Raw genomic sequence first — 20,134 nt, 5'->3', positions numbered from 1 at the left:
CCTTTTACGAAGTTGCCTTCCAAGCTGGTCATTATTACCGTTCGATACCGCCTCCGAAGCGATCCGCTTACGCTACTTTTGAATCTCGGTCACTACCGCTGTCTTGACGGAGTTAGCGATAAAGCACTTTTCATGGGCGGCGTGGTGAATGTGCTCAAGCGCCTCAATAGAGGGCGGTTCTCCTGCAAACACCGCCTTTGGCCGCAGCGTGACTTGGGTCATGGCGATCTTCCCATCGCTACCCTTCTCCATCACACCCACCGCGTTATCCACGTAGCTTTCCACGACAAAGCCCTGCTGCCCGGCGATGGCGAGGAAGAACAGCATATGGCAACTGGAGAGCGAGGCCACGAACGCCTCTTCCGGGTCGACGTTGGCCTCGACCGAATAGGGCAATGGCACTACATGAGGCGATGACGACGCAGGCACGCGAACGCCACCATCGAACACCCATTCGTGCCCACGGCTATAGCGCTGATCTATAAAGGCTTCATCGGCTCCACGGGCCCACTGAATGCAAGCGGTGTATTCGGCCATGGGGTTCCTCGGTTGTATTGAAAGCGGCCACGAAGGCGGCATGAGTAGAGTCTGATATGATCTCAAAATTGTGATCATCGAGCTTCTCTCGTTTATCTCCTTCAATACGGATCGACTACGATGGAAGCACGAACGACGATGGCCTTGGTCAGTCAGAACCGCATCACACTATAAATCACACTAGGAGAGTGAGATATGCAGACGATTGCGCTAGGCGGCATCAGCGTACCCCGTATCGGCCAGGGTACCTGGCACATGGGCGAGGATGCCGGGCAGCGGCAGGCTGAAATCAGGGCGCTTCGTGAAGGTATAGACCTGGGCATGACGCTGATCGATACCGCCGAGATGTATGCCGTGGGCGGCGCTGAAGAAATCGTGGGTGAAGCCATTCGCGGGCGGCGCGATGAGGTGTATCTGGTTAGCAAGGTTTATCCCCACAATGCCAGCACCCAGGGGGTTCAAGCCGCCTGCGAGCGCAGCCTGCGCCGATTGGGCACCGATACGATTGATCTCTACCTGCTGCACTGGCGCGGCCAGTACCCGCTGAGTGAAACCGTGGAAGCGTTTGAGCGGCTACGCGAGCAGGGCAATATCCTGCGCTGGGGCGTATCGAACTTCGACGTTGACGACCTGGAAGAGCTAAACGCGCCCGCGTGCGCCACCAATCAGGTGCTCTACAACCCCGAAGCCCGGGGCATCGAGTACGACCTGCTGCCCTGGCAGGTACAGCACAACATGCCGCTCATGGCCTACTGCCCCATCGGGCAAGGCGGCGCGCTACTTCGTGACGCGACCCTGCAACGCCTCGCCGACAAACACAGCGCCACCCCCGCGCAAATCGCGCTTGCCTGGGCACTGCGCAACCCCGGCGTGATTGCCATTCCTAAAGCGGTGAATCTAGAGCACCTCAAACAGAATGCGGATGCTGATAAGGTTAGGCTCGATGATGAGGATTTGGCAGATATTGATGCCGCCTACGCGCCGCCAACACGCAAGCAGGGCTTAATGATGGTGTGAGCAACCGCCTATCACCGGCTTAGCGTGGGATACGATTCATGGGCATCACCGGCTCAACCGCTGTTTTTAAGCGGAGAAAACCGAACGCGGCGAAGCCAATTGGCAAACCCCGACCTGTACGCTATTCTGTACATTAACAACATCGCGTACAGGAGCACTCTTTATGGATGCCATCAGCTACACCGCCGCTAGAACCAACCTAGCAAAAACCATGGAGCAGGTTTGTGAAGACCACTCTCCTATGATCATCACCCGCAATAAGGCGCAATCCGTGGTCATGATCTCTCTCGAAGACTATGAAGCACTGCAAGAGACAGCCTACCTCCTGCGCGCACCCAAGAACGCCCGCCGTTTACTGGAATCCGTTGCCGAGTTGGAGCAAGGGGGCGGTCAGGAAAAGGAGCTTCTTGAATGAAGCTCATCTTTTCCGAGAACGCCTGGGAGGACTATTTGTACTGGCAGAAAACCGATAAGAAGGTTCTTAACCGAATCAACAAGCTAATCAAAGAAATCAAGCGAGCGCCATTTGAAGGAGTTGGCAAGCCAGAACCCCTTAAACATAACCTCGCGGGTTACTGGTCTCGGCGAATCAACGAAGAACACCGCATCGTTTACAAGGTCACGGACGACGCTTTGCTTATTGCCCAGCTGCGGTATCACTACTGATTTAACGCTTGCAGCATGCGCGCCCACGGAATGGAGCCGAAGGTGTAATGTAGTGGGTGTCGCCGTGCCTACACTTGTTAGCACTAACCCCGATATGGGACGTCAGATTTGATCACCTGGCCCCCCTCATATCCCTTGTATTTCAGATACTCTTGAATACTTTTAGCGGTCATATCTTGATTTACAGCAGGCCCAACCCTGACCTCAACAATAGGCAATTTATTTGTGCCCAAGTACTCTTCAAAGGATTTATCATAAATATCCTTTGAAGTTATTTAAGGAATAATGCAATTTTTACCAACTCTGTGCTTTATCCCTTAAAAATGATGCAAATAACTACTGGAGACGGCCATTCTAATTTCTTGCTCCGATGCATATTCGGGATGTTAAAGCTGATGAACTCTAAAGCCAAATGCTTTGCTAATTCATCACCCCAGTCTTCAGTATCAATAGCATCCTCATACTCCACATCTAAAAGATATTCTTTTTTATAACGTCTAATTGTTCTCAGGACAAGCTTTACTTTTTCACTGTCATTGTAAAGAACTTTGCTAACTAAGAGGATCGGCATCGCAAAAAAATGACTAAGAGATTTCCTTGTGTTATCGAATGTGATTGATAAACCTTGCCCATCCCCACATAAGACCGCCATTGATCGAGACTATCTTGTTTTTGGAGAATGAGCACACATAGTATGGCTCTTCGCTATAACTTTCTAATTGTGAGACAGTTTCTAGCAATACGTCTTTAAACTCACTGCATGATCTCTTTTCTGCTAGTTTTTTTCAGCAGATTATTTGTCAGTTTTCTCCCATTCTCGAACTCTTCAGTGTCATTTAAAAATCTATGATCAGAGAGCCAAAATCAGCCCGACTCTACAATTCCAAATAACCCACCAAGATCCGTATAGTGGCTGATTGTCTCGCCAGTATAGAAAAACAAATCCATGTCGAAGTGTTTTGGTGATCCTCTATTAAACTGGGCTCTTAAAAAACCAAAGACACATTGCTTTGGATCACTGATATCCATAACTTGTAATTCCTAAAGTGCTAACGAGGCTGTAGAAAACCCGGTTTCGAGCAGTCCCCACCACCTCTCGTCCTAATTTACTTACTCAGCCGGTCATCTGGCTGAGTAATCTTAATATCGGCATTTAGCCACTTGAGCACCCAGCTAAAGCTTGTTGATCGAGCTTGTGCTTGCAGGTAGTGCACGGCGTGTTCAAAGGTGCTTGGCTGGAGCTGATCTTGGTAGTTAATCACCACCATGGCATTTTGATCGTAGTTATAAGGCTTGAAGCGCGGCATACTGACCACTCCTCGTTTGTTTTCTCGATCCTACCAAAACTTAGCTGTCAGTGGGCTTTTTCTACAAGCTCAACGCCATGCTCAGCGGCACACCTTTGGCGTGCTCAATGTAACTATTTGTTGTTTTTTATCGCGCCTATGTTTTTTAATCGGAATTTCATTGCAGGCTCCGAAACGTTGAACAAGGAGGCCATTCTTTCTATAAACAAATCAACAGACATTGCTTGTCCACCTGATTCTATTTCGTATTTATCAATTATTTCATTACCATATTTCTTTAGTAACGACATGGGCATTAACAACTGTGCAGCGAAGTTATTTGCCTCATACTCCTTTGAATCCCAATATGAATCTTTTCGGTTTAGTGTTTTATTGGTATCGATAAACTCTCGAACTCCAATATCGGGATCAATGTGCTGAATCAAATGCCCTATTTCATGTGCTATAGTAAATCTTTTTCTGGGCTCATAATTATTTTCAAGAGGATTCAACCATATTCGCGCATGGTTATTTCGGATTGAAACAGAACCAGCCGTACTTATTTTTTCGATATCAACAGAAATATCCAATCTTGCACCTACTAATTCAACAATCTTCTCCACATCAATAGGAGGTTGAACATCAAAGCCATGATCTTCCTTTAAGCATTCAAGAAACTCTTTGGCAGATAGTTTATGGTACTTCGTAAATTCTAGTTTCATTTTACACCTCATCCTCATTCGACAACTTGGATGAAAAATCAACTTTCTCCTCCCCCTCCGAGGTGCGTAACTTTATTTCATCTTCCACACGAGCCTGGACTAGCTGATGTAGCTTATCTGAAATAACTTCGTGCGCGGAGAGCTCTCTTACAAACCTATCTGCCAAAGTCGAATCTTTATCCAAGGATTCAAACAAATCCCGCATATTCTCCCTTATTTCTTTTTCCTTGCTTATCCCAAACCATTTTGCAAAATATATCCCAGTACCTGTTACTATTATCGTAATCAGAACAAATATAAACGTTGTAAAAACAATATACGTATTTGCAATAGCAATAACGTCCGACCCATTATTAGGGTTAAGCAAAGCATTATTTTGTTGGAACAGTTCAACTATCGGGTGACCAAGAAGCATAACTAATACACCTCCTAATAACCCAGCAAGAAATCCCACAAATAAATTAACTGTACCAAATAGTGTATTCATGACTGATGCTCTTTTTCTAGAAATAACAGTAAATATACGCCCCTCTGCATCACCTCAGTGAACGTGTGGGCACATTTATTGAGGTTATGTGATCACGAAATTGACTCTACCCCATTGATTCTTCAGTGTGCAAAGAGAATTTCGGCGGCATACCCAAAACGCGTATACTTGCGCGTTTTGCCATACTCAAAACACTGTATATATAAACATTATACACTAGGAGGTGCTCTCATGAAACTGATGGTACCAGTAACAGTAATTCTGAGGGCAAGCACTATAGCCTACGCATTGAGAAAACCTATTGCTGCTGAGTAAGTATTTGTATTGGTGTTCACTTCAAGGCTCCCCCTTGCATCTCCCCCACCCGCCTCCTACACTCCACCCACGAACAGCTTGACGGGGTGCCGGTGATATCCGGCTGAGATGGCGCAGGGTGGGCTTTTGGCTACCGAGCGCTGGTCCCGCTGAACCTGATCCGGCTAATGCGCTGCTTTGAACGTGGCGCGGGTACCGGCGTAGGGATCAAGCGATGGCCGCGGTGCTCCTTTACGCCACCCTTCCGTGCCATTCCCTCGATCTTTCTCGCCCGCCCTCCGGATCATTACCACCGGAGGCACACAATGGGCTACCGCTTTACCGATCTCACTACCGCTTGCCATGACGATTGGCGCGCCTACATCGAGCACGATTTCGTGCGCCAGCTGGGCAACGCCACGCTACCTGAGGCGTCGTTTCGCCACTACCTGAAGCAGGATTACCTGTTCTTGATCCACTTCGCCCGCGCCTACGCGCTGGCCGCCTATAAAAGCCCCACCCTGGCGGATTTGCGCCAGGCCCACGAGGGCCTGAAAGCCATTGTGGATGTGGAGCTGGGCCTGCACGTGGGCTTTTGCCAGGAGTGGGGCATCAGCGAGCAAGCGCTTGCCGAACTCCCCGAAACCCGCGCTACGCTGGCCTACACCCGCTATGTGCTGGACACCGGCAATCGCGGCGACCTGCTGGATTTGCACGTGGCGCTGGCCCCGTGCCTGGTGGGCTACGGCGAAATCGCCAACTGGCTCAACGCGCAGTCTTCTACGCTGCGCGGCGCGCAGAACCCGTTTGATGCCTGGATCGCCATGTACGAAGGCGAGGAGTTTCAGGCCGCCATGCAGGCAGAGCTTGCGTGGCTCGATGCCCGCCTGGCGGATATCGCCCCCGCCCGTTTTGCTGAGCTGAGCAAGATCTTCCGCGATGCCACCCGCCTGGAAATCGACTTCTGGCAGATGGGCCTAGACCTCTCTGAATAACGACCAACAACAAGGACACCGTCATGACCAAGACCGTCAAAAGCAACACCGCCCACTTTTTAGCCGAAACCGCCCAGGTCGATGCCGCCGCCGTTGCGCCGCTGCCCGGCTCGCGCAAGGTGTACGTGGAAGGCTCACGGCCGGATATTCGCGTGCCGTTTCGGGAAATCACCCTCTCGCCCACCAAGACCAGCGGCGTGGATGAGCAGAACCCGCCGCTTTTGGTGTACGACACCTCCGGCCCCTGCACCGACCCCAACGCCCGCATCGATTTGCGCCAGGGCCTGCCAGAGCTGCGCCGGGCATGGATCGAAGAGCGCAACGACACCGAGTTTTTAGATGGCCCCACCAGCCAGTTTGGCCAGCGCCGCGCCAACGACCCTACCCTTGCCCAGCTGCGCTTTGATTTAAGCCGCACCCCGCGCCGGGCGAAAGCGGGCAAGAACGTGACCCAGCTGCACTACGCCCGCCAGGGCATCATCACGCCGGAAATGGAGTTCATTGCCCTGCGGGAAAACCAGCGCCGCCAAGCGTTGGGAACGGCAGAAGTAGAGCGCATTCTGGGCCATCAGCATGCGGGCCAGAGCTTCGGCGCCAGCCTGCCCAAGGAGATCACCCCGGAGTTCGTGCGCGATGAGGTGGCTCGCGGGCGGGCGATCATTCCCAACAACATCAACCACCCGGAAAGCGAGCCGATGATCATTGGCCGCAACTTCCTGGTGAAGATCAACGGCAACCTGGGCAACTCGGCGGTCACCTCTTCCATCGAGGAAGAAGTGGACAAGATGACCTGGGGCATCCGCTGGGGGGCGGATACCATCATGGACCTCTCCACCGGCCAGAACATCCATGAAACCCGCGAGTGGATCATCCGCAACTCGCCGGTGCCGATTGGCACGGTGCCCATCTATCAGGCGCTGGAGAAGGTCAACGGCATTGCCGAAAACCTCACCTGGGAAATCTTCCGCGATACGCTGATCGAGCAGGCGGAGCAGGGGGTGGATTACTTCACCATCCACGCGGGGGTGTTGCTGCGCTACGTGCCGCTCACCGCCAACCGTGTCACCGGCATCGTCAGCCGTGGCGGTTCCATCATGGCGAAGTGGTGCTTGTATCACCATCAGGAGAGCTTCCTGTACACCCACTTTGAGGAGATCTGCGAGATCTGCAAGCAGTACGATGTGGCGTTCTCACTGGGCGACGGCCTGCGCCCCGGCTCCATTGCCGATGCCAACGATGAAGCGCAGTTTGCTGAACTCGAAACCTTGGGTGAACTGACCAAGATTGCTTGGAAGCACGACGTGCAGGTGATGATCGAAGGCCCCGGCCACGTGCCCATGCACCTGGTGAAAGAGAACATGGACAAGCAGCTAGAGTGCTGCGACGAAGCGCCCTTCTATACGCTTGGCCCGCTGGTGACGGATATCGCCCCCGGCTACGACCACATTACCTCGGGCATTGGGGCGGCGATGATTGGCTGGTTTGGCTGCGCGATGCTCTGCTACGTGACGCCGAAAGAGCACCTGGGCCTGCCCAACAAGGACGACGTCAAAACCGGTATCATCACCTACAAGATTGCCGCCCACGCGGCGGATTTGGCCAAGGGCCACCCGGCGGCCCAGCGTCGCGACAACGCCCTTTCCAAGGCGCGCTTCGAATTCCGCTGGGAAGACCAGTTCAACCTGGGGCTGGACCCGGACACCGCCAGGGAATACCACGATGAAACCCTGCCGAAGGACTCCGCCAAGGTAGCCCACTTCTGCTCCATGTGCGGGCCGAAGTTCTGCTCCATGAAGATCAGCCAGGAAGTACGCGACACCTACCGCGACCGCACCCCGGAAAACGCCGCTGAAAGCGACGCCGAAGCAGTTAAGCGCGGTATGCAGGAGCAGGCGGAGAAATTCCGCCGGGAAGGTAGCGAGCTGTACCAAGAGGTATAGCCCGCTACCGGTGGCGCTTAGCCAGCGCTAAGCGCCACTTTTAGCACGCCATCGCGCTGGTGGGAGAAGAGGTCGTAGGCTTCCACGATCTCCTCCAGCGCGTAGCGGTGCGTAACTAGCGGGCCCAGATCTATGCGGCCTGATGCGATCATGCTCATCAGCCTGCGCATGCGCTCTTTGCCGCCCGGGCACAGCGAGGTAATGATTTTATGATCGCCCAGCCCTGCACAAAACGCACCCAGCGGAAGGGTGAGGTCTTCGGAGTAGACCCCCAGGCTCGAGAGCGTGCCGCCGGGTTTTAGCACCCGTAGCGCGGCCTCAAAAGTTTGCTGTAGGCCCAGCGCTTCGATGGCGGCGTCTACCCCCCGACCACCGGTGAGTTTCAGCACCTCTTCCACCACATCGACCTTGCGGAAATCCAGCGTTACATCCGCGCCCATCTGCTTGGCCATGTGCAGGCGCTCATCCACACCGTCTACGGCGATAATCATGCCCGCCCCCCGCAGCCGCGCGCCTGCGGTGGCGCACAGGCCAATTGGCCCTTGGGCAAACACCACCACCGTATCGCCTATTTTAATGCCTGCGGATTCCGCACCGGCAAACCCCGTCGACATAATGTCTGGGCACATCAGCACCTGTTCGTCGGTTAGGCCATCGGGGACGGGCGAGAGGTTCGCTTGGGCATCGGGCAACAGCAGGTACTCCGCCTGGGCACCATCGATGGTGTTCCCAAAGCGCCAGCCGCCCATGGGCTTGTAGCCGTGGCTGTGGTGGCCGCCATCCTGTGCACAACAACCGTCCTGGCAGGCGTAAGAGGTGAAACTGGGGCAAATCGCGCCAGCAATCACCCGCTGGCCTTCTTGGTAGCCTTTGACGTTGGCACCGAGTTTTTCAATCACCCCCACGGGCTCGTGGCCGATGGTTAAACCGCGCTCTACCGGGTATTCGCCTTTTAAGATATGAACATCGGTACCACAGATGGTGGTGGTGGTGATGCGCATCAGGGCATCGTTCGGACCAATCTCGGGGATGGGTTTATCGTCGATTTCGATGCGGCCGGGTTCAACGAAAATTGCCGCTTTCATCATGGTAGGCATGGGGCACGTCCTCAGTGAGGGGAGTCATGACACATTGCCATTAAGCGTGAAATAGCAGCCGCAAATCGTGCGCTGGGTCACGTAAAGTGCCAAAACAGCCACCGGAGCCTGGGCTCCGGTGGTTGATGGGGTGCCATCGAGAATTACTTTTTCTTCTTGGCCCCCTCCTTGGCATCGCCTTTGCCTTTTTGCAGTTCGCCTTTGGCTTGCTGGGCTTTGCCTTTGGCTTCGGTTTTGCTGCTGCCGGTGGCCTTACCGGCGGCTTCTTTGGCTTTCCCGGCGGCTTTGTTGGCCGCGCCTTTCACTTTGTCTTCTTTGCCACTTGCCATGACGAACACCTCTAATCCGTTAGGAGGGAAAAGGCCGCTCGTCGCGTGCATGGGACATCGACGGCGGCTCTTTTCAGCGTAGTGCGTCGTTAAAAAATTACCTCAACTACTTTTCGGGCAGGCGAGTAGGTTCCCAGCGGTTGAGCAGATAGTGCAGACAAATCATCACCGATAGCGTGCCGATCAGCGCTATGCTCATGGACGAAAAGCGATACAGCGCGCTGTAGACCAAGTCCTGCTGTGGCCCCAACGACTGGCCGAACAGAATGCCCATGGTGGTGAGCCCGCCAAACCCGATGCCGGAACCGCCGCCTTCCAAGATATGCTCCCGCGCGAACAGCATCAAACCCAGCCAATAAAGCAGAATCACCAGCAGAAAGTGGTGGCTTTGGGTGTAGAGCGCCAGCTGCATCACCAGCGCGAGGTTACAGCCCAAGAGCGTGCCCACCGCGCGCTTGGCCGCCGACACCTGCGCGCCAAAGTAGCCCAGCGTAAACAGAATCAAGATGGTGGCCATTTGCGCCGAGAGCGACCCGCGCAGATCGAACACCTGAAACACTACGAACGAAAGCGTGGCGGTGATGCCGCCAATCAGGGTTTCATGGCGAATTTGCGCCGCCGATTTGCTGCTCCTGGGTGGCGGCTGCCGAGGCTCCACATCGGGAAACAGGGTGTACATCAGCATGGCGATGAACACCGCCAGTACGCTGGCCATCAAATTGCTGGCCAATAGATCGCTCAAATCGACCCCAGGGTAACTAGCAAAGTGCAGCAGTATGCTGAGCGTCAACACGCCGTTGGCACCAAACAGAAACAGCGGGCCTTTGGCCATCAGGTTAAAACGCAGCAGAAATAGCCCCAACACCACCAGCGTCATCACCACGGGCATGTGCTTCAACAGCCCGACCACCAGGCTCACCTCCAGCACGTTGAGGCTCACGTTGGAGAGAAACTGGCGAATGATCGAGCCATTCAACACCGGCACCAACCCCAGCAAGAACATCGGAAAGACGGTAAAGAAGACGCCGTAATTCCAGCCCATCAATTGGCTAATGATGAACCCCACGGTGCCGCCGCCCGCGACCCGCAGGCACTGGCGCAGTCCGTTTTGGCTAAGTCCGTTCTGGCTAAATCCATTCTGACTGAGCGCCGAGGAAGCGGGCCCTGAGCGCGTAGCGGATGTGCCCATACGCGAGGTTGATTGAGTAGGCGATTTAGTAGACATAATGAAGCCAGCTCACCAGCCGGGCCTGCAGCCAGGCAAACGGCTTGGCCAAGGCGTGCTCGCCGGGCACTAGCTGCACCGTGGCCCGCGCGCCGCTGGGCGGAAGCTCGTCCAAAGGCTCGTCCAGCGCGATGTGAATACGCACCCGCTGGGCATCGCGCACCCAGCGGTCGGAGGTCGGAATGTCCACCAGCTGCCCGTCGGCCGCCTGCTGCCCTTCCCGCACACCGGCATCGAACGCGCTCACGTGGCCTGCCAACAGGCGTCCCGGCAATGCATCGAACACCACCGTTGCCTCGTCGCCTTCCTTCACGTGGCGCAAGCTTTTCTCGCGAAAGTCGGCCACGACGTCGACACGGCTGGCCACCAGCGCCACGGCGGGCTGGCCGGCCTGTACGTAATCGCCCGGCTGTAGCTGCAGGTTGGTGACTTCGCCCGCCTCCCGCGCTCTTACCGTGGCGCGGGCCACGTTTAAATCGGCTTTGGCGAGCGCATTGTCGGCCTGGCGCAGCCGCAGGTTGGCGTCGCCCTCTTCACCTAGCTGCACTTCTAGGCTATCGATTTGCGCGCGGGCAGACGCCACGGCAGCTTGGGCCGTATGCTCGGCGGCCACTTGCTGCTCGTACTGCTGGCGGGAGATGCCCTGCCGCCCTAACAGCGCCTCGGCGCGGTGGCGCTCACCGCTGCGCTCTTCGAACGTGGCTTGAGCTGATGCCAGCGAGGCTCGCGCCGCCGCCAATTCGGCGGTTAGCCGAGCGTTCTCCTGCTCGGCCTGCTCGCGATTCAGCGCAGCCTGCTGGCGTGCCAGCTCGAACGGCGCCGGATCTAGCCGAAACAGCACGTCGCCCGCGTCCACCCGCTGATGGTCCCGCACCACCACGTCTTTCACCGGCGCGCTGAGCTCCGGCGCAATCCGCGTCACGGGCCGCATCGCGCGCGCTTCCGGAGTCATGGGCATAAAGCTATCGGCGAGTAAGAAATAGACGAACAGCACTACAAACGCCGCCAGGGCTATTTTCACCCAGCGGGTAAATCGTTGATCAGGGGTCATGGGTATTACTCGTTCACTGGCCCCAAGCGGTCACGTGCACTCGGGGTAGCGTTAGACGGAATACCTTAGTCTAACAAATTTATTAGCACGCTAACAATATATCCGACTGATCAATAAAAAGCCGCTCTGGAGTGAGCGGCTTGTCATTACTGGGAAGTTTCAAAAGGCTAGCGCCAGGAAGGCCCTCCCATCACATCCGGTAGCCACAGGGCAATGGCTGGGAACATCAGGACCAATACCAGCACCACCAGTTGGGCAATAATAAAAGGCACCACACCTTTGTACATGTGTTTGAGCGTCACTTCTGGTGGCGTGATTGCTCTCAAGTAGAAAATTGCCGGTGCCAATGGTGGTGTCAGGTAGCTGGTTTGAAGCACGACCAGGAACGCAACGCAGAACCAGATTTCATCGAAACCGAGCATCCTCACAATGGGCATGGCAACCGGGATGATAATGAGCACCACCGAGATCAGATCAAGCACAAACCCGGCAATAAAGGCAATCAGTAGAATCAGCCCCAAAATCATCCACGGGCTAAGCCCCGTGTCCATTAGCAGTGCTTGCACAGTCGCCATGCCACCTGAGGCAAAAAAGACGCCCGCAAACATACTGCCCCCCATTACGATCAGGAGAATCATCGCGGAGATGTTCACGGTCTTGATCGCCGAGGTCCAAAGCACCGACAGGGACAGATTACGGTAGGCGGCCGCCAAAATAATCGCGCCAAGCGCCCCACAGGCAGCCGCTTCCGTGGGCGTTGCCATACCCAGCAAAATGGTCCCCAGCACGGTGAAAATCAGCAGCATGGTAGGGACTAACGCAATCAAGGTGATGCGCAGTTTGTCGCCAAAAGGAATATCCGGCTCTTGCTCCTGAATGCGCGGCGCCATCTCTGGCTTGAGATAGGCGACACCGACGATGTAGATCAAGAACATCGCGGCCATCAAAAAGCCAGGAATCAATAAACCGCTGAACAGTGACCCTACCGACACACCCGCCACGGGCCCCAGTACCACGACCGTAATGGAGGGCGGTATGGCCGTGCCTAATGAACCGCTGGCACAAATAGTGCCCGACATCAGGCTCTTGCTGTACTGGTGCTTCAACATCACCGGGATTGCGAGCATACCGATGACGGCCTCGGTGGCCCCCACTACCCCGCTAGAGGCGGCAAACAGAGTGCCGAGGATGATCGCGCCAATGCCCAGCCCACCCGGCAAGCGGCGTGTCCACATGTGGATGGCTTCGAACAGGCGCTCGGCAATGCCGGAACGCTCCAGCATGGCGCCCATAAAGATAAATAGCGGCACCGCGGCCAGAATGGAATTGGAAGCGGTATCTTCTATTTTGGTCAGCAGCTGGTAAGCCGCCACGTCACCAAACTGGATGATGCCAAAGCCGGTGGCCACCAAAATCATCGAAAACGCAATCGGAAACCCTGCGATGATGAAGGCCATCAACGCCGGGAACATCAATAACGCGAGATAGCTACTCATTTGGCTGGCTCCTCGACGTCAGTCATCCCCATGAGCACTCTGACCGATTTGAGCAGCTCGGCCACCACCTGCAGTGCCAATAGGGCAAAGCCTAAAAACCACACGGTAAAGATTGGCCAAACCACCGGATTCCACGCCGAGCGGCCCGAGCGCTCGTTGGTATCGAAAGCGGACCAAGCGTATTTGGATAGCTCCCAGACCAGCCACACGAGTACTGGCAGGAAAAGCACATAGCCCACCGCCCGGATCAGTGCGTTCGCCCGCGGTTTCAACTGCAGCGTCACGATATCGACGCTCACGTGCTGGCCCACCCGCAGGGCATTGGCCATGCCCAACATGAACATGGCGCCCATGACCATGTAGCTGACCTCGAATGCCCATAGGGTCGGTCGACCCGCCACATAACGGCTGAACACCTCGACGATCAGTGCCCCTATCAATGGGAAGACCAGTATCGCTCCCAACCAACCAGCAACGCGTGTCAGCGCCTCTATGGATCGGATTAGTTTCATGGGAATTCTCAACGTATAGGAAAAACAAATAAAAGAGAGGCCTGTAGAGGCCTCTCTGTTGGTTGACGCTGTTGCCTCTTAGCGTGCCATGACGCCGATGGGCAGACGATACTCCGACCAGCTGCTCATATCGTTCTTGAACGTGCGCTGAGATTCGAGCACCCGCGCAAACCATTCGTTTTCAGCGGCGTATTCGTCTTCCCATTTCGCAGTCTCTTCGTAGATAGTGTCAATGAAGGATTGATCCAGCTCGACGATTTCGTTGGGCCCCTCCACCAGCGCTTGATACGCATCGAGATCGGCAAACGAACTGGCAAGCCAGGTATCGAACACGGACAGTTTGCCCGCGAGACGCAGCATGTTTTGCTCACGCTCGGATAGTTCTTCCCACGTGTCGCTGTTCACTTGGCACTCGAGGAAACCGCCTGATTGATGGACGCCCGGCGTAATGACGTACTGAGCGACTTCCTGAAAACCCGTCGGGCGGTTCATTTCAGGGCTGCCCCATTCGGCAGCATCAATCACGCCGCGCTCCAAAGCGCTGTAGATATCGCTGCCCGCCATGACCACCGTTGAGGCTCCCAGGCGCGAGGCGATTTCGGCCCAAGCGCCTGACGTGCGCAAGCGCAGCCCCTGGAAATCTTCGAGCGTTCTAACGGGCTTGTTGGAGTGAAGGAAAATCTCGGTGCCCAAGATGGCACAAGGAAACGCGACCACATCAAAGACGTCACGGCGATACTCTTCATAGAGATCTGCACCGCCACCTTCATACATCCACAGCATGAACTCTTCGGGAGTCAGGCCGCTAGAGTGGCCCGCCAGCAATGCCGTGGTGGGGTCTGTTCCGTAGTCGTAGTTGATATAGTTATGGCTCACTTGTGCAACGCCAGACATCACCGTATTGGTGACGCGCAGCGCACTACCGAGGGTGCCGCCTGGATAGACTTCGATGGCGATCTTGCCATCGGTCAGCTCGGCCACGCGGTCTGCAAACATTTGCGCATCGCGCTCGAGCCAGGGGCCGCCGCTCCAAGGCGTGGCCATTCGCCAGTTCATTTCCGCTGCAGAGACTGTGGCCGAGACACCGATACTGAGACCAACGGCAAGTGCGATTTTGTTTAGGTTGCGCATGGGGGTTTCCTCATAAATGGAGCGTTATAAGTTTGTTCGCTGGCCATTCGTTATGTTTATCGTTTTTTTGAAGGTACCACCTTCGCGCTTGCAGCATTTGGCCCAAACTGAGGGAAATTATGCTGATCCTCAGAATTGGCCCACTCACAACCAAAAACCCCGCTGCCGAGTCTGTGCTCGGTCAGCGGGGTCGTATTCCCTTGATGAATAAGCGCTCAACGCTTGCCGTGTTAGAAGCGGTAGCGAAGGCCTACGCTCGCCGCATCGAAATCGTAGGCGGATTCGTCCAGGTAGCGCATGTAGTCGGCACCGATCGAGACGTTGTTAGCAATGTCCATCTCGGCACCCGCGCCGTAGGAAAGACCACTTTCGCGATTATCGCTGATCTCGACCTCGGAGAAACCCGCCAAACCGTAAAGACGGAAGTTGGGCGCTACCGGGAGGATGCCTTTGGCATACGCACCCGCCAGATGGTCTAGGTCGGCGCCGCGATCCGAACCGCCGGTGCCTAGGTGGCCCTCGAGGGCGAAGTAATCGTTGAATTGGGCACCACCGCGCAGGCGTAGGCCGACATCGTCACGGGAGTCGCCAAGGTCAGGGTTGAGGCTCCAAAACATGGCATCGCCACCCACGTATCCTTGTGGGTATTGGAAAGATTCTTGGGCTTGGGCGGATGCCGCAAACGCACCTGCACCTAACAGAAGCGCTGCAGAGGTCAGTGATAGTACGGTCATCTTCATGGGGATCACCTCAGTTAAAAAACAGTGTTTCCTTACGCTTTCGAAGTGTGACCTAGGCCCATGAAGAACGCAATTCACCTACTGACGCTTGCATCGAGTTTCCTTTTTTCTTGCGCTGTTGATGACGTTTTCTAGCGCCCTTTGGAAAGGCTCAGTACGACGATGCCCCCAACCACCACCGCGCCGCCCACGAGTTGGCTAGGGCTGAGCATTTGGCCCAGTACCAGATAGGCTATCAACAGCGACGCCACCGGCTCGAAGTTCATCACCGGCGCGTTGCGGGCCATATCTAGCCGGGGCACGAAAATGAAGAGAATCGAGAATCCACTGCCGTACAGCAGCGCCAGCAGCGTTAACCCCACCCAGCCAGTACTGTTATCCGGTAGGCTCATACCGCCCGGTACGGCCCCGAGAAACCCTCCAATGATCATGGCGATGAACACGGTTTGCATGGTCAGCAGACTGCGCAGCGTGCTGCCTACCCCAGACAGGCGATGCTCGGTGACCCACAGCGCGCAGGCAAACGCAAAGGCCGCTAGTAGTCCAAAACCAATGCCTGCCAGCCATTCAGGTCCCATGGCATCGGCGTTAGCCACCCAGCTGGGAATGTCCAGCACCACCAGAAGGCCGATCAAAATGGTGCCCATGATCAGGCAGCTACGTAAAGAAGGCCTAGGCCCGCCCAGCGCCCAGCTAATCAGCGCCAGTTGAATGGGGAAGGTATTCACCAACAGCAAAGCAATCACCACCGGAAGACGCGCGACGGCCGAGTAAAGGCTAACGCTTTGCAGCGTAATCAGTAGCCCCACCGCCAGCTGCCAGGGCCACGTTCCGGCAGGCAGCCAAAGGCGCTTTTTCTGCAGAATCACCAGCGAGAGTAGAATCAAGCAAGCCACACCCGAGCGCATCAACACCGCCAAGAGCAGCCCCGTGCCGTTATCGAAGGCCAGTCGGGCTGAAACGTGGTTCGCGGCGAACATCGTCGCCACGGTCATCATTAACAGAATGGCCAGATGGCGGGGTAACAGCTTAGGGCTAGAAATCGAGGACATAAGAACAAAACGGCTCACGATGGGTTATATAAGGAACAGGATGCCGACATTTTACATAGAAGGCTAACTAAATTCTTCGCTGATTTTCCGCGTCGCAGCATGTTAAACTAAAGTCTATTCCCTTACTTCCTCATTACGTTACAAAGGTGGTTATGAACGCACCGGTGCTGGTCATTAACTGTGGCTCTTCTTCTATTAAATACGCTTTGATCGATGCGGACCCGCAGGCACCACGCTTGGCCGGGCTAGCGGAGCGCTTAGGCAGCAGCGACGCCCGCTTGAAAGGTAAAGACAGCGCCGGTGAAAGCTTTACCCAACCGCTGCCGAATGCTGACCACGCCGACGCCTTGAACGCCATTCTTCAGCGTTTGGAAGGTCGCGTACCGGGGGCCGTGGGCCACCGCATCGTTCATGGTGGCGAGCACTTCACCCAAGCAGCGCTGATCGATGACAGTGTGATCGAGGCCATCGAGACCACCGCTGCCTTGGCACCGCTGCATAACCCCGCCAACCTGGCGGGCATTGCCGCGACTCGTAAGGTGTTTCCGGACCTGCCTCAGGTGGCCGTGTTCGATACGGCGTTCCACCAGACGCTGCCGCCCCGCGCCTATCGCTATGCACTGCCGGAAGCGCTGTATACCGAGCACGGCATTCGCCGCTACGGTTTCCACGGTACCAGCCACGCCTTCGTTAGCCAGCGTGCCGGTGAGCTCAGCGGCCGTGGCGCGGGCGGCTGGCTGACCGCCCACCTGGGCAACGGCTGCTCTACCGCTGCGGTGTGGAACCACCAAAGCCTGGATACCAGCATGGGCCTTACGCCGCTGGAAGGCCTGGTGATGGGCACCCGCAGCGGCGACGTGGACCCCGGCCTGCACGCTCACCTGCACCGCCAGTTGGGCTGGTCACTGGACGAGATCGACGACGTGCTGAACAAGCAAAGTGGCCTGCTGGGGCTTTCCGGCTTGACCAACGACATGCGCGAAGTCGAAGAGCAAGCGGTGGCTGGCCACCCCGCTGCCAAACTCGCACTGGACGTCTTCTGTTACCGCATTGCCAAATCGCTGGCGGCGCTGTCTTGTGCATTACCTAAGTTAGACGGCGTGATCTTCACTGGCGGCATTGGCGAGAACTCGCCTATCGTACGTCGTGAAGTGCTGGCGCTGCTGCCCCACTTTGGTTTCAGCTTGGATGAAGCGAGCAACGAAGTCACCATTCGTGGCAAAGAGAGCAAGCTGGATAGCGCTGGCCACCAAGGCCCGGAAGTGTGGGTGATCCCTACCGATGAAGAGGGCCGCATTGCCATGGAAACCCGCCACTGCGTGGAGACCGCTGAATGAATAGCTCCCCCGAGCAACCGCAAGCGATTCTACTCGTACCTACCAGCATGGGCGCGGGGCTCACCTCCGCGTGCCTTGGCCTGATTCAGGCGCTCGACACCATCGGCCTGAAAGCCGGTTTTTTAAAGCCATTCATGCAGAACGAGCTGAATGGTCCAGGCTTGGACCGCTCGACGGCGCTCGTATCACGCACATTGAATCAGCGCCCGCCGTCGCCCATCTCTCAGACGCGCCTGGAGCGTCTCCTGCGCGACGACCAAACCGATGAGCTGATGGAAAACGTCATCGAGCTCTACGAACAAGTCGTGCAGCAAGCCTACCGAGATGGCAGCGCGCTAGACCTAGTCGTGGTGGAAGGCGTGGTACCGACCCAGCACACCACCTACGCCACTCAAACCAATGCGCAGCTTGCGCATGCGCTGAACGCGCGGATCATTCTGGTGGGCTCTGGGGATCTCAACGAGCCCCAGGCGCTGGCGGAAGAGCTGGATATGCACGCTCGAAGCTTTGGTGGCGTCAGCTCTAGCCGCACCTTGGGCGGCATCTTGATGCGCATGAAAAACCTGCCCTACGGTCAGGAGGATGATCTTTCCGCTGCACCGGGCACCATCAAGCCGCAGCTAGAAGAGCCAGTCCTCAACGAACTGCGCCGCTACTCGCCAGCGCTGGCCACCGATAGCTTTCATCTGATTGGCGTCGTGCCCTACAGCAAAACCCTAAGCGCTCCGCGCACGCTAGACGTGGCCCGGGCGCTGAACGCAAAAATGCTCAACGAGGGCGACGCCGCTAGTCGTCGCGTCCTCTCTACCAGCCTGTGTGCTAGAAGTGCGGCCAATGCGCTGCATATCTTCACGCCGGGTAGTCTGGTGGTCGCCTCCGGGGACCGTGATGACGTGGTGCTGGCCTCGGCGCTGGCCACCATGAACGGTACGCAGCTGGCGGGCGTACTGCTTACCAACGGATTTTTGCCCAACGAGGGCATGATCGAGATGTGCCGCCCGGCGCTGAAAACCGGCTTACCGGTGCTGGCAGTCGACACCGATAGCCTGACAACGGCGCAGGACCTGAGCCAGCTCAACACCGAAATCCCCATGGATGATTTCGAGCGCGCCGAGCAAGTGGCACGCTACGTGGCTGCCCATATGGATTTAGAGTGGCTGAAAGCCAAACTGAGCCGTGGCTATACGCGCCGCCTGTCGCCTTCGGCGTTCCGGCACCAGCTGGTGAAGCTGGCCCAACAGGCCAAAAAACGTATCGTGCTACCGGAGGGCGACGAGCCGCGCACCATCGAAGCGGCGATCATCTGCCAGCGCCGTGGCATCGCCGACTGCGTTCTACTGGGCAAACGCGACGATATCGAAAACGTCGCCCACCACCGCGGCCTCACGCTGCCCGAGGCGCTGACCATCATCGACCCGGAAAGCACCCGCGCCCGCTACATCGGCCCCATGGTGGAACGTCGACGCGGCAAACTGAACGAGCTAACCGCCGAAGCACAGCTTCAAGATACGGTAGTGCTGGGCACCATGATGCTGCAGCTGGATGAAGTCGATGGACTGGTGTCGGGGGCGGTGCACACCACCGCCAACACTGTTCGCCCGGCGTTTCAACTGATCAAAACGGCGCCTGAGTACAACCAGGTCTCTTCGATCTTCTTTATGCTGCTGCCGGAACAGGTGGTGGTGTACGGCGACTGCGCGGTGAACCCAGACCCGGATGCCGAAACGCTTGCCGAAATTGCCCTGCAAAGCGCCCGCTCTGCTGAAGCGTTTGGCATCGAGCCCCGCGTGGCAATGATCAGCTACTCCACTGGCGACTCCGGCACCGGTGCGGATGTGGATAAAGTGCGCGAAGCGACCCGCATCGCCAAGGAGCGCGCACCGCATCTCGCCATCGACGGCCCGCTGCAGTACGACGCCGCCGCCATCGAAAGCGTGGGCAAGCAGAAAGCCCCCGACTCCCCCGTGGCGGGCAAGGCCACCGTGTTCGTGTTCCCCGATCTCAACACCGGCAACACGACCTACAAAGCCGTTCAACGTAGCGCCCGCGTCGTCAGCGTGGGCCCGATGCTGCAGGGTTTGAACAAGCCAGTGAACGACCTGTCGCGCGGCGCACTGGTGGACGACATCGTCTACACCATCGCCCTCACCGCGATCCAGGCCAGTCAGCGGGAAGGCTAAGCACTCGCCGGTCTATACGCGCTAAAAGCAACGCCCCGAA

The 20,134-nt window shown here is 56.5% G+C and carries 21 protein-coding genes and 1 riboswitch; of the genes, 7 read left to right on the top strand and 14 right to left on the bottom strand.

Annotation, left to right across the window (positions count from 1 at the left end; translation table 11 throughout):
* Positions 1–72: 72 nt before the first annotated feature.
* Positions 73–537, bottom strand: a complete 465-nt coding sequence (locus FRH_RS10525; protein WP_281996849.1) for an OsmC family protein — start codon at positions 535–537, stop codon at positions 73–75.
* Positions 538–732: 195 nt separating this feature from the next.
* On the opposite strand from FRH_RS10525, the gene FRH_RS10520 reads away from it, so the two are divergent.
* The 3 genes from FRH_RS10520 to FRH_RS10510 all read left to right on the top strand — a co-directional run bounded on the left by FRH_RS10520 (position 733) and on the right by FRH_RS10510 (position 2,220).
* Positions 733–1,554, top strand: a complete 822-nt coding sequence (locus tag FRH_RS10520; protein ID WP_281996848.1) for an aldo/keto reductase — start codon at positions 733–735, stop codon at positions 1,552–1,554.
* 163 nt (positions 1,555–1,717) lie between these two features.
* Positions 1,718–1,969: a type II toxin-antitoxin system prevent-host-death family antitoxin gene (locus FRH_RS10515; RefSeq protein WP_081195530.1), complete on the top strand. Its 252-nt coding sequence runs from the start codon at positions 1,718–1,720 to the stop codon at positions 1,967–1,969.
* The gene (locus tag FRH_RS10510; RefSeq protein ID WP_281996847.1) at positions 1,966–2,220 is read left to right on the top strand and encodes a Txe/YoeB family addiction module toxin; all 255 of its coding nucleotides are present in this window, start codon (positions 1,966–1,968) and stop codon (positions 2,218–2,220) included. Before FRH_RS10515 ends, FRH_RS10510 begins: the two co-directional genes overlap by 4 nt.
* A 310-nt stretch (positions 2,221–2,530) precedes the next feature.
* Here the strand turns inward: FRH_RS10510 and FRH_RS10505 are convergent, their stop codons facing one another.
* The 4 genes from FRH_RS10505 to FRH_RS10490 form a co-directional block, all read right to left on the bottom strand.
* Positions 2,531–2,872 carry a hypothetical protein gene (locus tag FRH_RS10505; RefSeq protein WP_281996846.1) on the bottom strand — a complete coding sequence of 114 codons (342 nt, stop codon included), beginning with the start codon at positions 2,870–2,872 and terminating at the stop codon, positions 2,531–2,533.
* Positions 2,873–3,326: 454 nt separating this feature from the next.
* Entirely contained in the window at positions 3,327–3,527 is a 201-nt protein-coding gene (locus FRH_RS10500) for a hypothetical protein (RefSeq protein WP_281996845.1), read from the bottom strand.
* Positions 3,528–3,640: 113 nt separating this feature from the next.
* Positions 3,641–4,228 carry an ImmA/IrrE family metallo-endopeptidase gene (locus FRH_RS10495; protein WP_281996844.1) on the bottom strand — a complete coding sequence of 196 codons (588 nt, stop codon included), beginning with the start codon at positions 4,226–4,228 and terminating at the stop codon, positions 3,641–3,643.
* Between the two features lies 1 nt (position 4,229).
* Positions 4,230–4,715 (bottom strand): hypothetical protein, encoded by a 486-nt coding sequence (locus tag FRH_RS10490; RefSeq protein ID WP_281996843.1) that lies wholly within the window; start codon positions 4,713–4,715, stop codon positions 4,230–4,232.
* 387 nt (positions 4,716–5,102) lie between these two features.
* A riboswitch (TPP riboswitch) is annotated at positions 5,103–5,254 on the top strand.
* Between the two features lie 81 nt (positions 5,255–5,335).
* Here FRH_RS10490 and tenA point away from each other — a divergent pair.
* Both tenA and thiC read left to right on the top strand, forming a co-directional pair.
* The gene (tenA, locus tag FRH_RS10485) at positions 5,336–6,004 is read left to right on the top strand and encodes a thiaminase II (RefSeq protein ID WP_281996842.1); all 669 of its coding nucleotides are present in this window, start codon (positions 5,336–5,338) and stop codon (positions 6,002–6,004) included.
* Between the two features lie 23 nt (positions 6,005–6,027).
* Positions 6,028–7,944 (top strand): phosphomethylpyrimidine synthase ThiC, encoded by a 1,917-nt coding sequence (gene thiC, locus FRH_RS10480; RefSeq protein WP_281996841.1) that lies wholly within the window; start codon positions 6,028–6,030, stop codon positions 7,942–7,944.
* A 17-nt stretch (positions 7,945–7,961) separates the two neighbouring features.
* Here the strand turns inward: thiC and FRH_RS10475 are convergent, their stop codons facing one another.
* From FRH_RS10475 to FRH_RS10435, 9 genes are all read right to left on the bottom strand, one after another.
* The gene (locus tag FRH_RS10475; RefSeq protein ID WP_281996840.1) at positions 7,962–9,041 is read right to left on the bottom strand and encodes an NAD(P)-dependent alcohol dehydrogenase; all 1,080 of its coding nucleotides are present in this window, start codon (positions 9,039–9,041) and stop codon (positions 7,962–7,964) included.
* Positions 9,042–9,184: 143 nt separating this feature from the next.
* Positions 9,185–9,370 carry a CsbD family protein gene (locus FRH_RS10470; RefSeq protein WP_139525293.1) on the bottom strand — a complete coding sequence of 62 codons (186 nt, stop codon included), beginning with the start codon at positions 9,368–9,370 and terminating at the stop codon, positions 9,185–9,187.
* A gap of 106 nt (positions 9,371–9,476) precedes the next feature.
* The gene (locus tag FRH_RS10465; RefSeq protein WP_281996839.1) at positions 9,477–10,595 is read right to left on the bottom strand and encodes a DUF2955 domain-containing protein; all 1,119 of its coding nucleotides are present in this window, start codon (positions 10,593–10,595) and stop codon (positions 9,477–9,479) included.
* Positions 10,585–11,646, bottom strand: coding sequence for an HlyD family secretion protein (locus tag FRH_RS10460; protein WP_281996838.1), 1,062 nt, complete (start codon positions 11,644–11,646; stop codon positions 10,585–10,587). Before FRH_RS10460 ends, FRH_RS10465 begins: the two co-directional genes overlap by 11 nt.
* Positions 11,647–11,813: 167 nt before the next feature.
* Positions 11,814–13,142 (bottom strand): TRAP transporter large permease subunit, encoded by a 1,329-nt coding sequence (locus FRH_RS10455; RefSeq protein WP_281996837.1) that lies wholly within the window; start codon positions 13,140–13,142, stop codon positions 11,814–11,816.
* Complete coding sequence (locus tag FRH_RS10450) at positions 13,139–13,654, bottom strand: TRAP transporter small permease subunit (RefSeq protein ID WP_139525289.1); 516 nt, start codon at positions 13,652–13,654, stop codon at positions 13,139–13,141. Before FRH_RS10450 ends, FRH_RS10455 begins: the two co-directional genes overlap by 4 nt.
* 78 nt (positions 13,655–13,732) lie before the next feature.
* On the bottom strand, positions 13,733–14,785 hold the full coding sequence (locus tag FRH_RS10445; RefSeq protein ID WP_281996836.1) for a C4-dicarboxylate ABC transporter substrate-binding protein: 1,053 nt from the start codon (positions 14,783–14,785) through the stop codon (positions 13,733–13,735).
* A 230-nt stretch (positions 14,786–15,015) separates the two neighbouring features.
* Entirely contained in the window at positions 15,016–15,525 is a 510-nt protein-coding gene (locus FRH_RS10440; protein ID WP_281996835.1) for a porin family protein, read from the bottom strand.
* A 131-nt stretch (positions 15,526–15,656) separates the two neighbouring features.
* The gene (locus tag FRH_RS10435; protein WP_153842249.1) at positions 15,657–16,577 is read right to left on the bottom strand and encodes a DMT family transporter; all 921 of its coding nucleotides are present in this window, start codon (positions 16,575–16,577) and stop codon (positions 15,657–15,659) included.
* Between the two features lie 152 nt (positions 16,578–16,729).
* On the opposite strand from FRH_RS10435, the gene FRH_RS10430 reads away from it, so the two are divergent.
* Positions 16,730–17,914 (top strand): acetate kinase, encoded by a 1,185-nt coding sequence (locus tag FRH_RS10430; protein WP_153842248.1) that lies wholly within the window; start codon positions 16,730–16,732, stop codon positions 17,912–17,914.
* A complete protein-coding gene (pta, locus tag FRH_RS10425) occupies positions 17,911–20,094 on the top strand; it encodes a phosphate acetyltransferase (RefSeq protein WP_281996834.1) in 2,184 nt (727 codons plus the stop codon). Before FRH_RS10430 ends, pta begins: the two co-directional genes overlap by 4 nt.
* Positions 20,095–20,134 lie beyond the last annotated feature (40 nt).

Source organism: Halomonas sp. A020 (genome assembly GCF_027943625.1).
Taxonomy (GTDB): domain Bacteria; phylum Pseudomonadota; class Gammaproteobacteria; order Pseudomonadales; family Halomonadaceae; genus Vreelandella; species Vreelandella piezotolerans.
This window is presented reverse-complemented; position numbering and strand designations above follow the sequence as displayed.

What these genes read in the sequence shown, in the direction of transcription:
- FRH_RS10475 (WP_281996840.1), bottom strand. Translation starts at nt 9,041, where the DNA reads ATGCCTACCATGATGAAAGCGGCAATTTTCGTTGAACCCGGCCGCATC.
- pta (WP_281996834.1), top strand. Translation starts at nt 17,911, where the DNA reads ATGAATAGCTCCCCCGAGCAACCGCAAGCGATTCTACTCGTACCTACC.
- FRH_RS10495 (WP_281996844.1), bottom strand. Translation starts at nt 4,228, where the DNA reads ATGAAACTAGAATTTACGAAGTACCATAAACTATCTGCCAAAGAGTTT.
- FRH_RS10500 (WP_281996845.1), bottom strand. Translation starts at nt 3,527, where the DNA reads ATGCCGCGCTTCAAGCCTTATAACTACGATCAAAATGCCATGGTGGTG.
- FRH_RS10445 (WP_281996836.1), bottom strand. Translation starts at nt 14,785, where the DNA reads ATGCGCAACCTAAACAAAATCGCACTTGCCGTTGGTCTCAGTATCGGT.
- FRH_RS10460 (WP_281996838.1), bottom strand. Translation starts at nt 11,646, where the DNA reads ATGACCCCTGATCAACGATTTACCCGCTGGGTGAAAATAGCCCTGGCG.
- FRH_RS10435 (WP_153842249.1), bottom strand. Translation starts at nt 16,577, where the DNA reads ATGTCCTCGATTTCTAGCCCTAAGCTGTTACCCCGCCATCTGGCCATT.
- FRH_RS10465 (WP_281996839.1), bottom strand. Translation starts at nt 10,595, where the DNA reads ATGTCTACTAAATCGCCTACTCAATCAACCTCGCGTATGGGCACATCC.
- FRH_RS10520 (WP_281996848.1), top strand. Translation starts at nt 733, where the DNA reads ATGCAGACGATTGCGCTAGGCGGCATCAGCGTACCCCGTATCGGCCAG.
- FRH_RS10450 (WP_139525289.1), bottom strand. Translation starts at nt 13,654, where the DNA reads ATGAAACTAATCCGATCCATAGAGGCGCTGACACGCGTTGCTGGTTGG.
- FRH_RS10455 (WP_281996837.1), bottom strand. Translation starts at nt 13,142, where the DNA reads ATGAGTAGCTATCTCGCGTTATTGATGTTCCCGGCGTTGATGGCCTTC.
- FRH_RS10525 (WP_281996849.1), bottom strand. Translation starts at nt 537, where the DNA reads ATGGCCGAATACACCGCTTGCATTCAGTGGGCCCGTGGAGCCGATGAA.
- thiC (WP_281996841.1), top strand. Translation starts at nt 6,028, where the DNA reads ATGACCAAGACCGTCAAAAGCAACACCGCCCACTTTTTAGCCGAAACC.
- FRH_RS10515 (WP_081195530.1), top strand. Translation starts at nt 1,718, where the DNA reads ATGGATGCCATCAGCTACACCGCCGCTAGAACCAACCTAGCAAAAACC.
- FRH_RS10430 (WP_153842248.1), top strand. Translation starts at nt 16,730, where the DNA reads ATGAACGCACCGGTGCTGGTCATTAACTGTGGCTCTTCTTCTATTAAA.
- FRH_RS10505 (WP_281996846.1), bottom strand. Translation starts at nt 2,872, where the DNA reads ATGGCGGTCTTATGTGGGGATGGGCAAGGTTTATCAATCACATTCGAT.
- tenA (WP_281996842.1), top strand. Translation starts at nt 5,336, where the DNA reads ATGGGCTACCGCTTTACCGATCTCACTACCGCTTGCCATGACGATTGG.
- FRH_RS10440 (WP_281996835.1), bottom strand. Translation starts at nt 15,525, where the DNA reads ATGAAGATGACCGTACTATCACTGACCTCTGCAGCGCTTCTGTTAGGT.
- FRH_RS10470 (WP_139525293.1), bottom strand. Translation starts at nt 9,370, where the DNA reads ATGGCAAGTGGCAAAGAAGACAAAGTGAAAGGCGCGGCCAACAAAGCC.
- FRH_RS10490 (WP_281996843.1), bottom strand. Translation starts at nt 4,715, where the DNA reads ATGAATACACTATTTGGTACAGTTAATTTATTTGTGGGATTTCTTGCT.
- FRH_RS10510 (WP_281996847.1), top strand. Translation starts at nt 1,966, where the DNA reads ATGAAGCTCATCTTTTCCGAGAACGCCTGGGAGGACTATTTGTACTGG.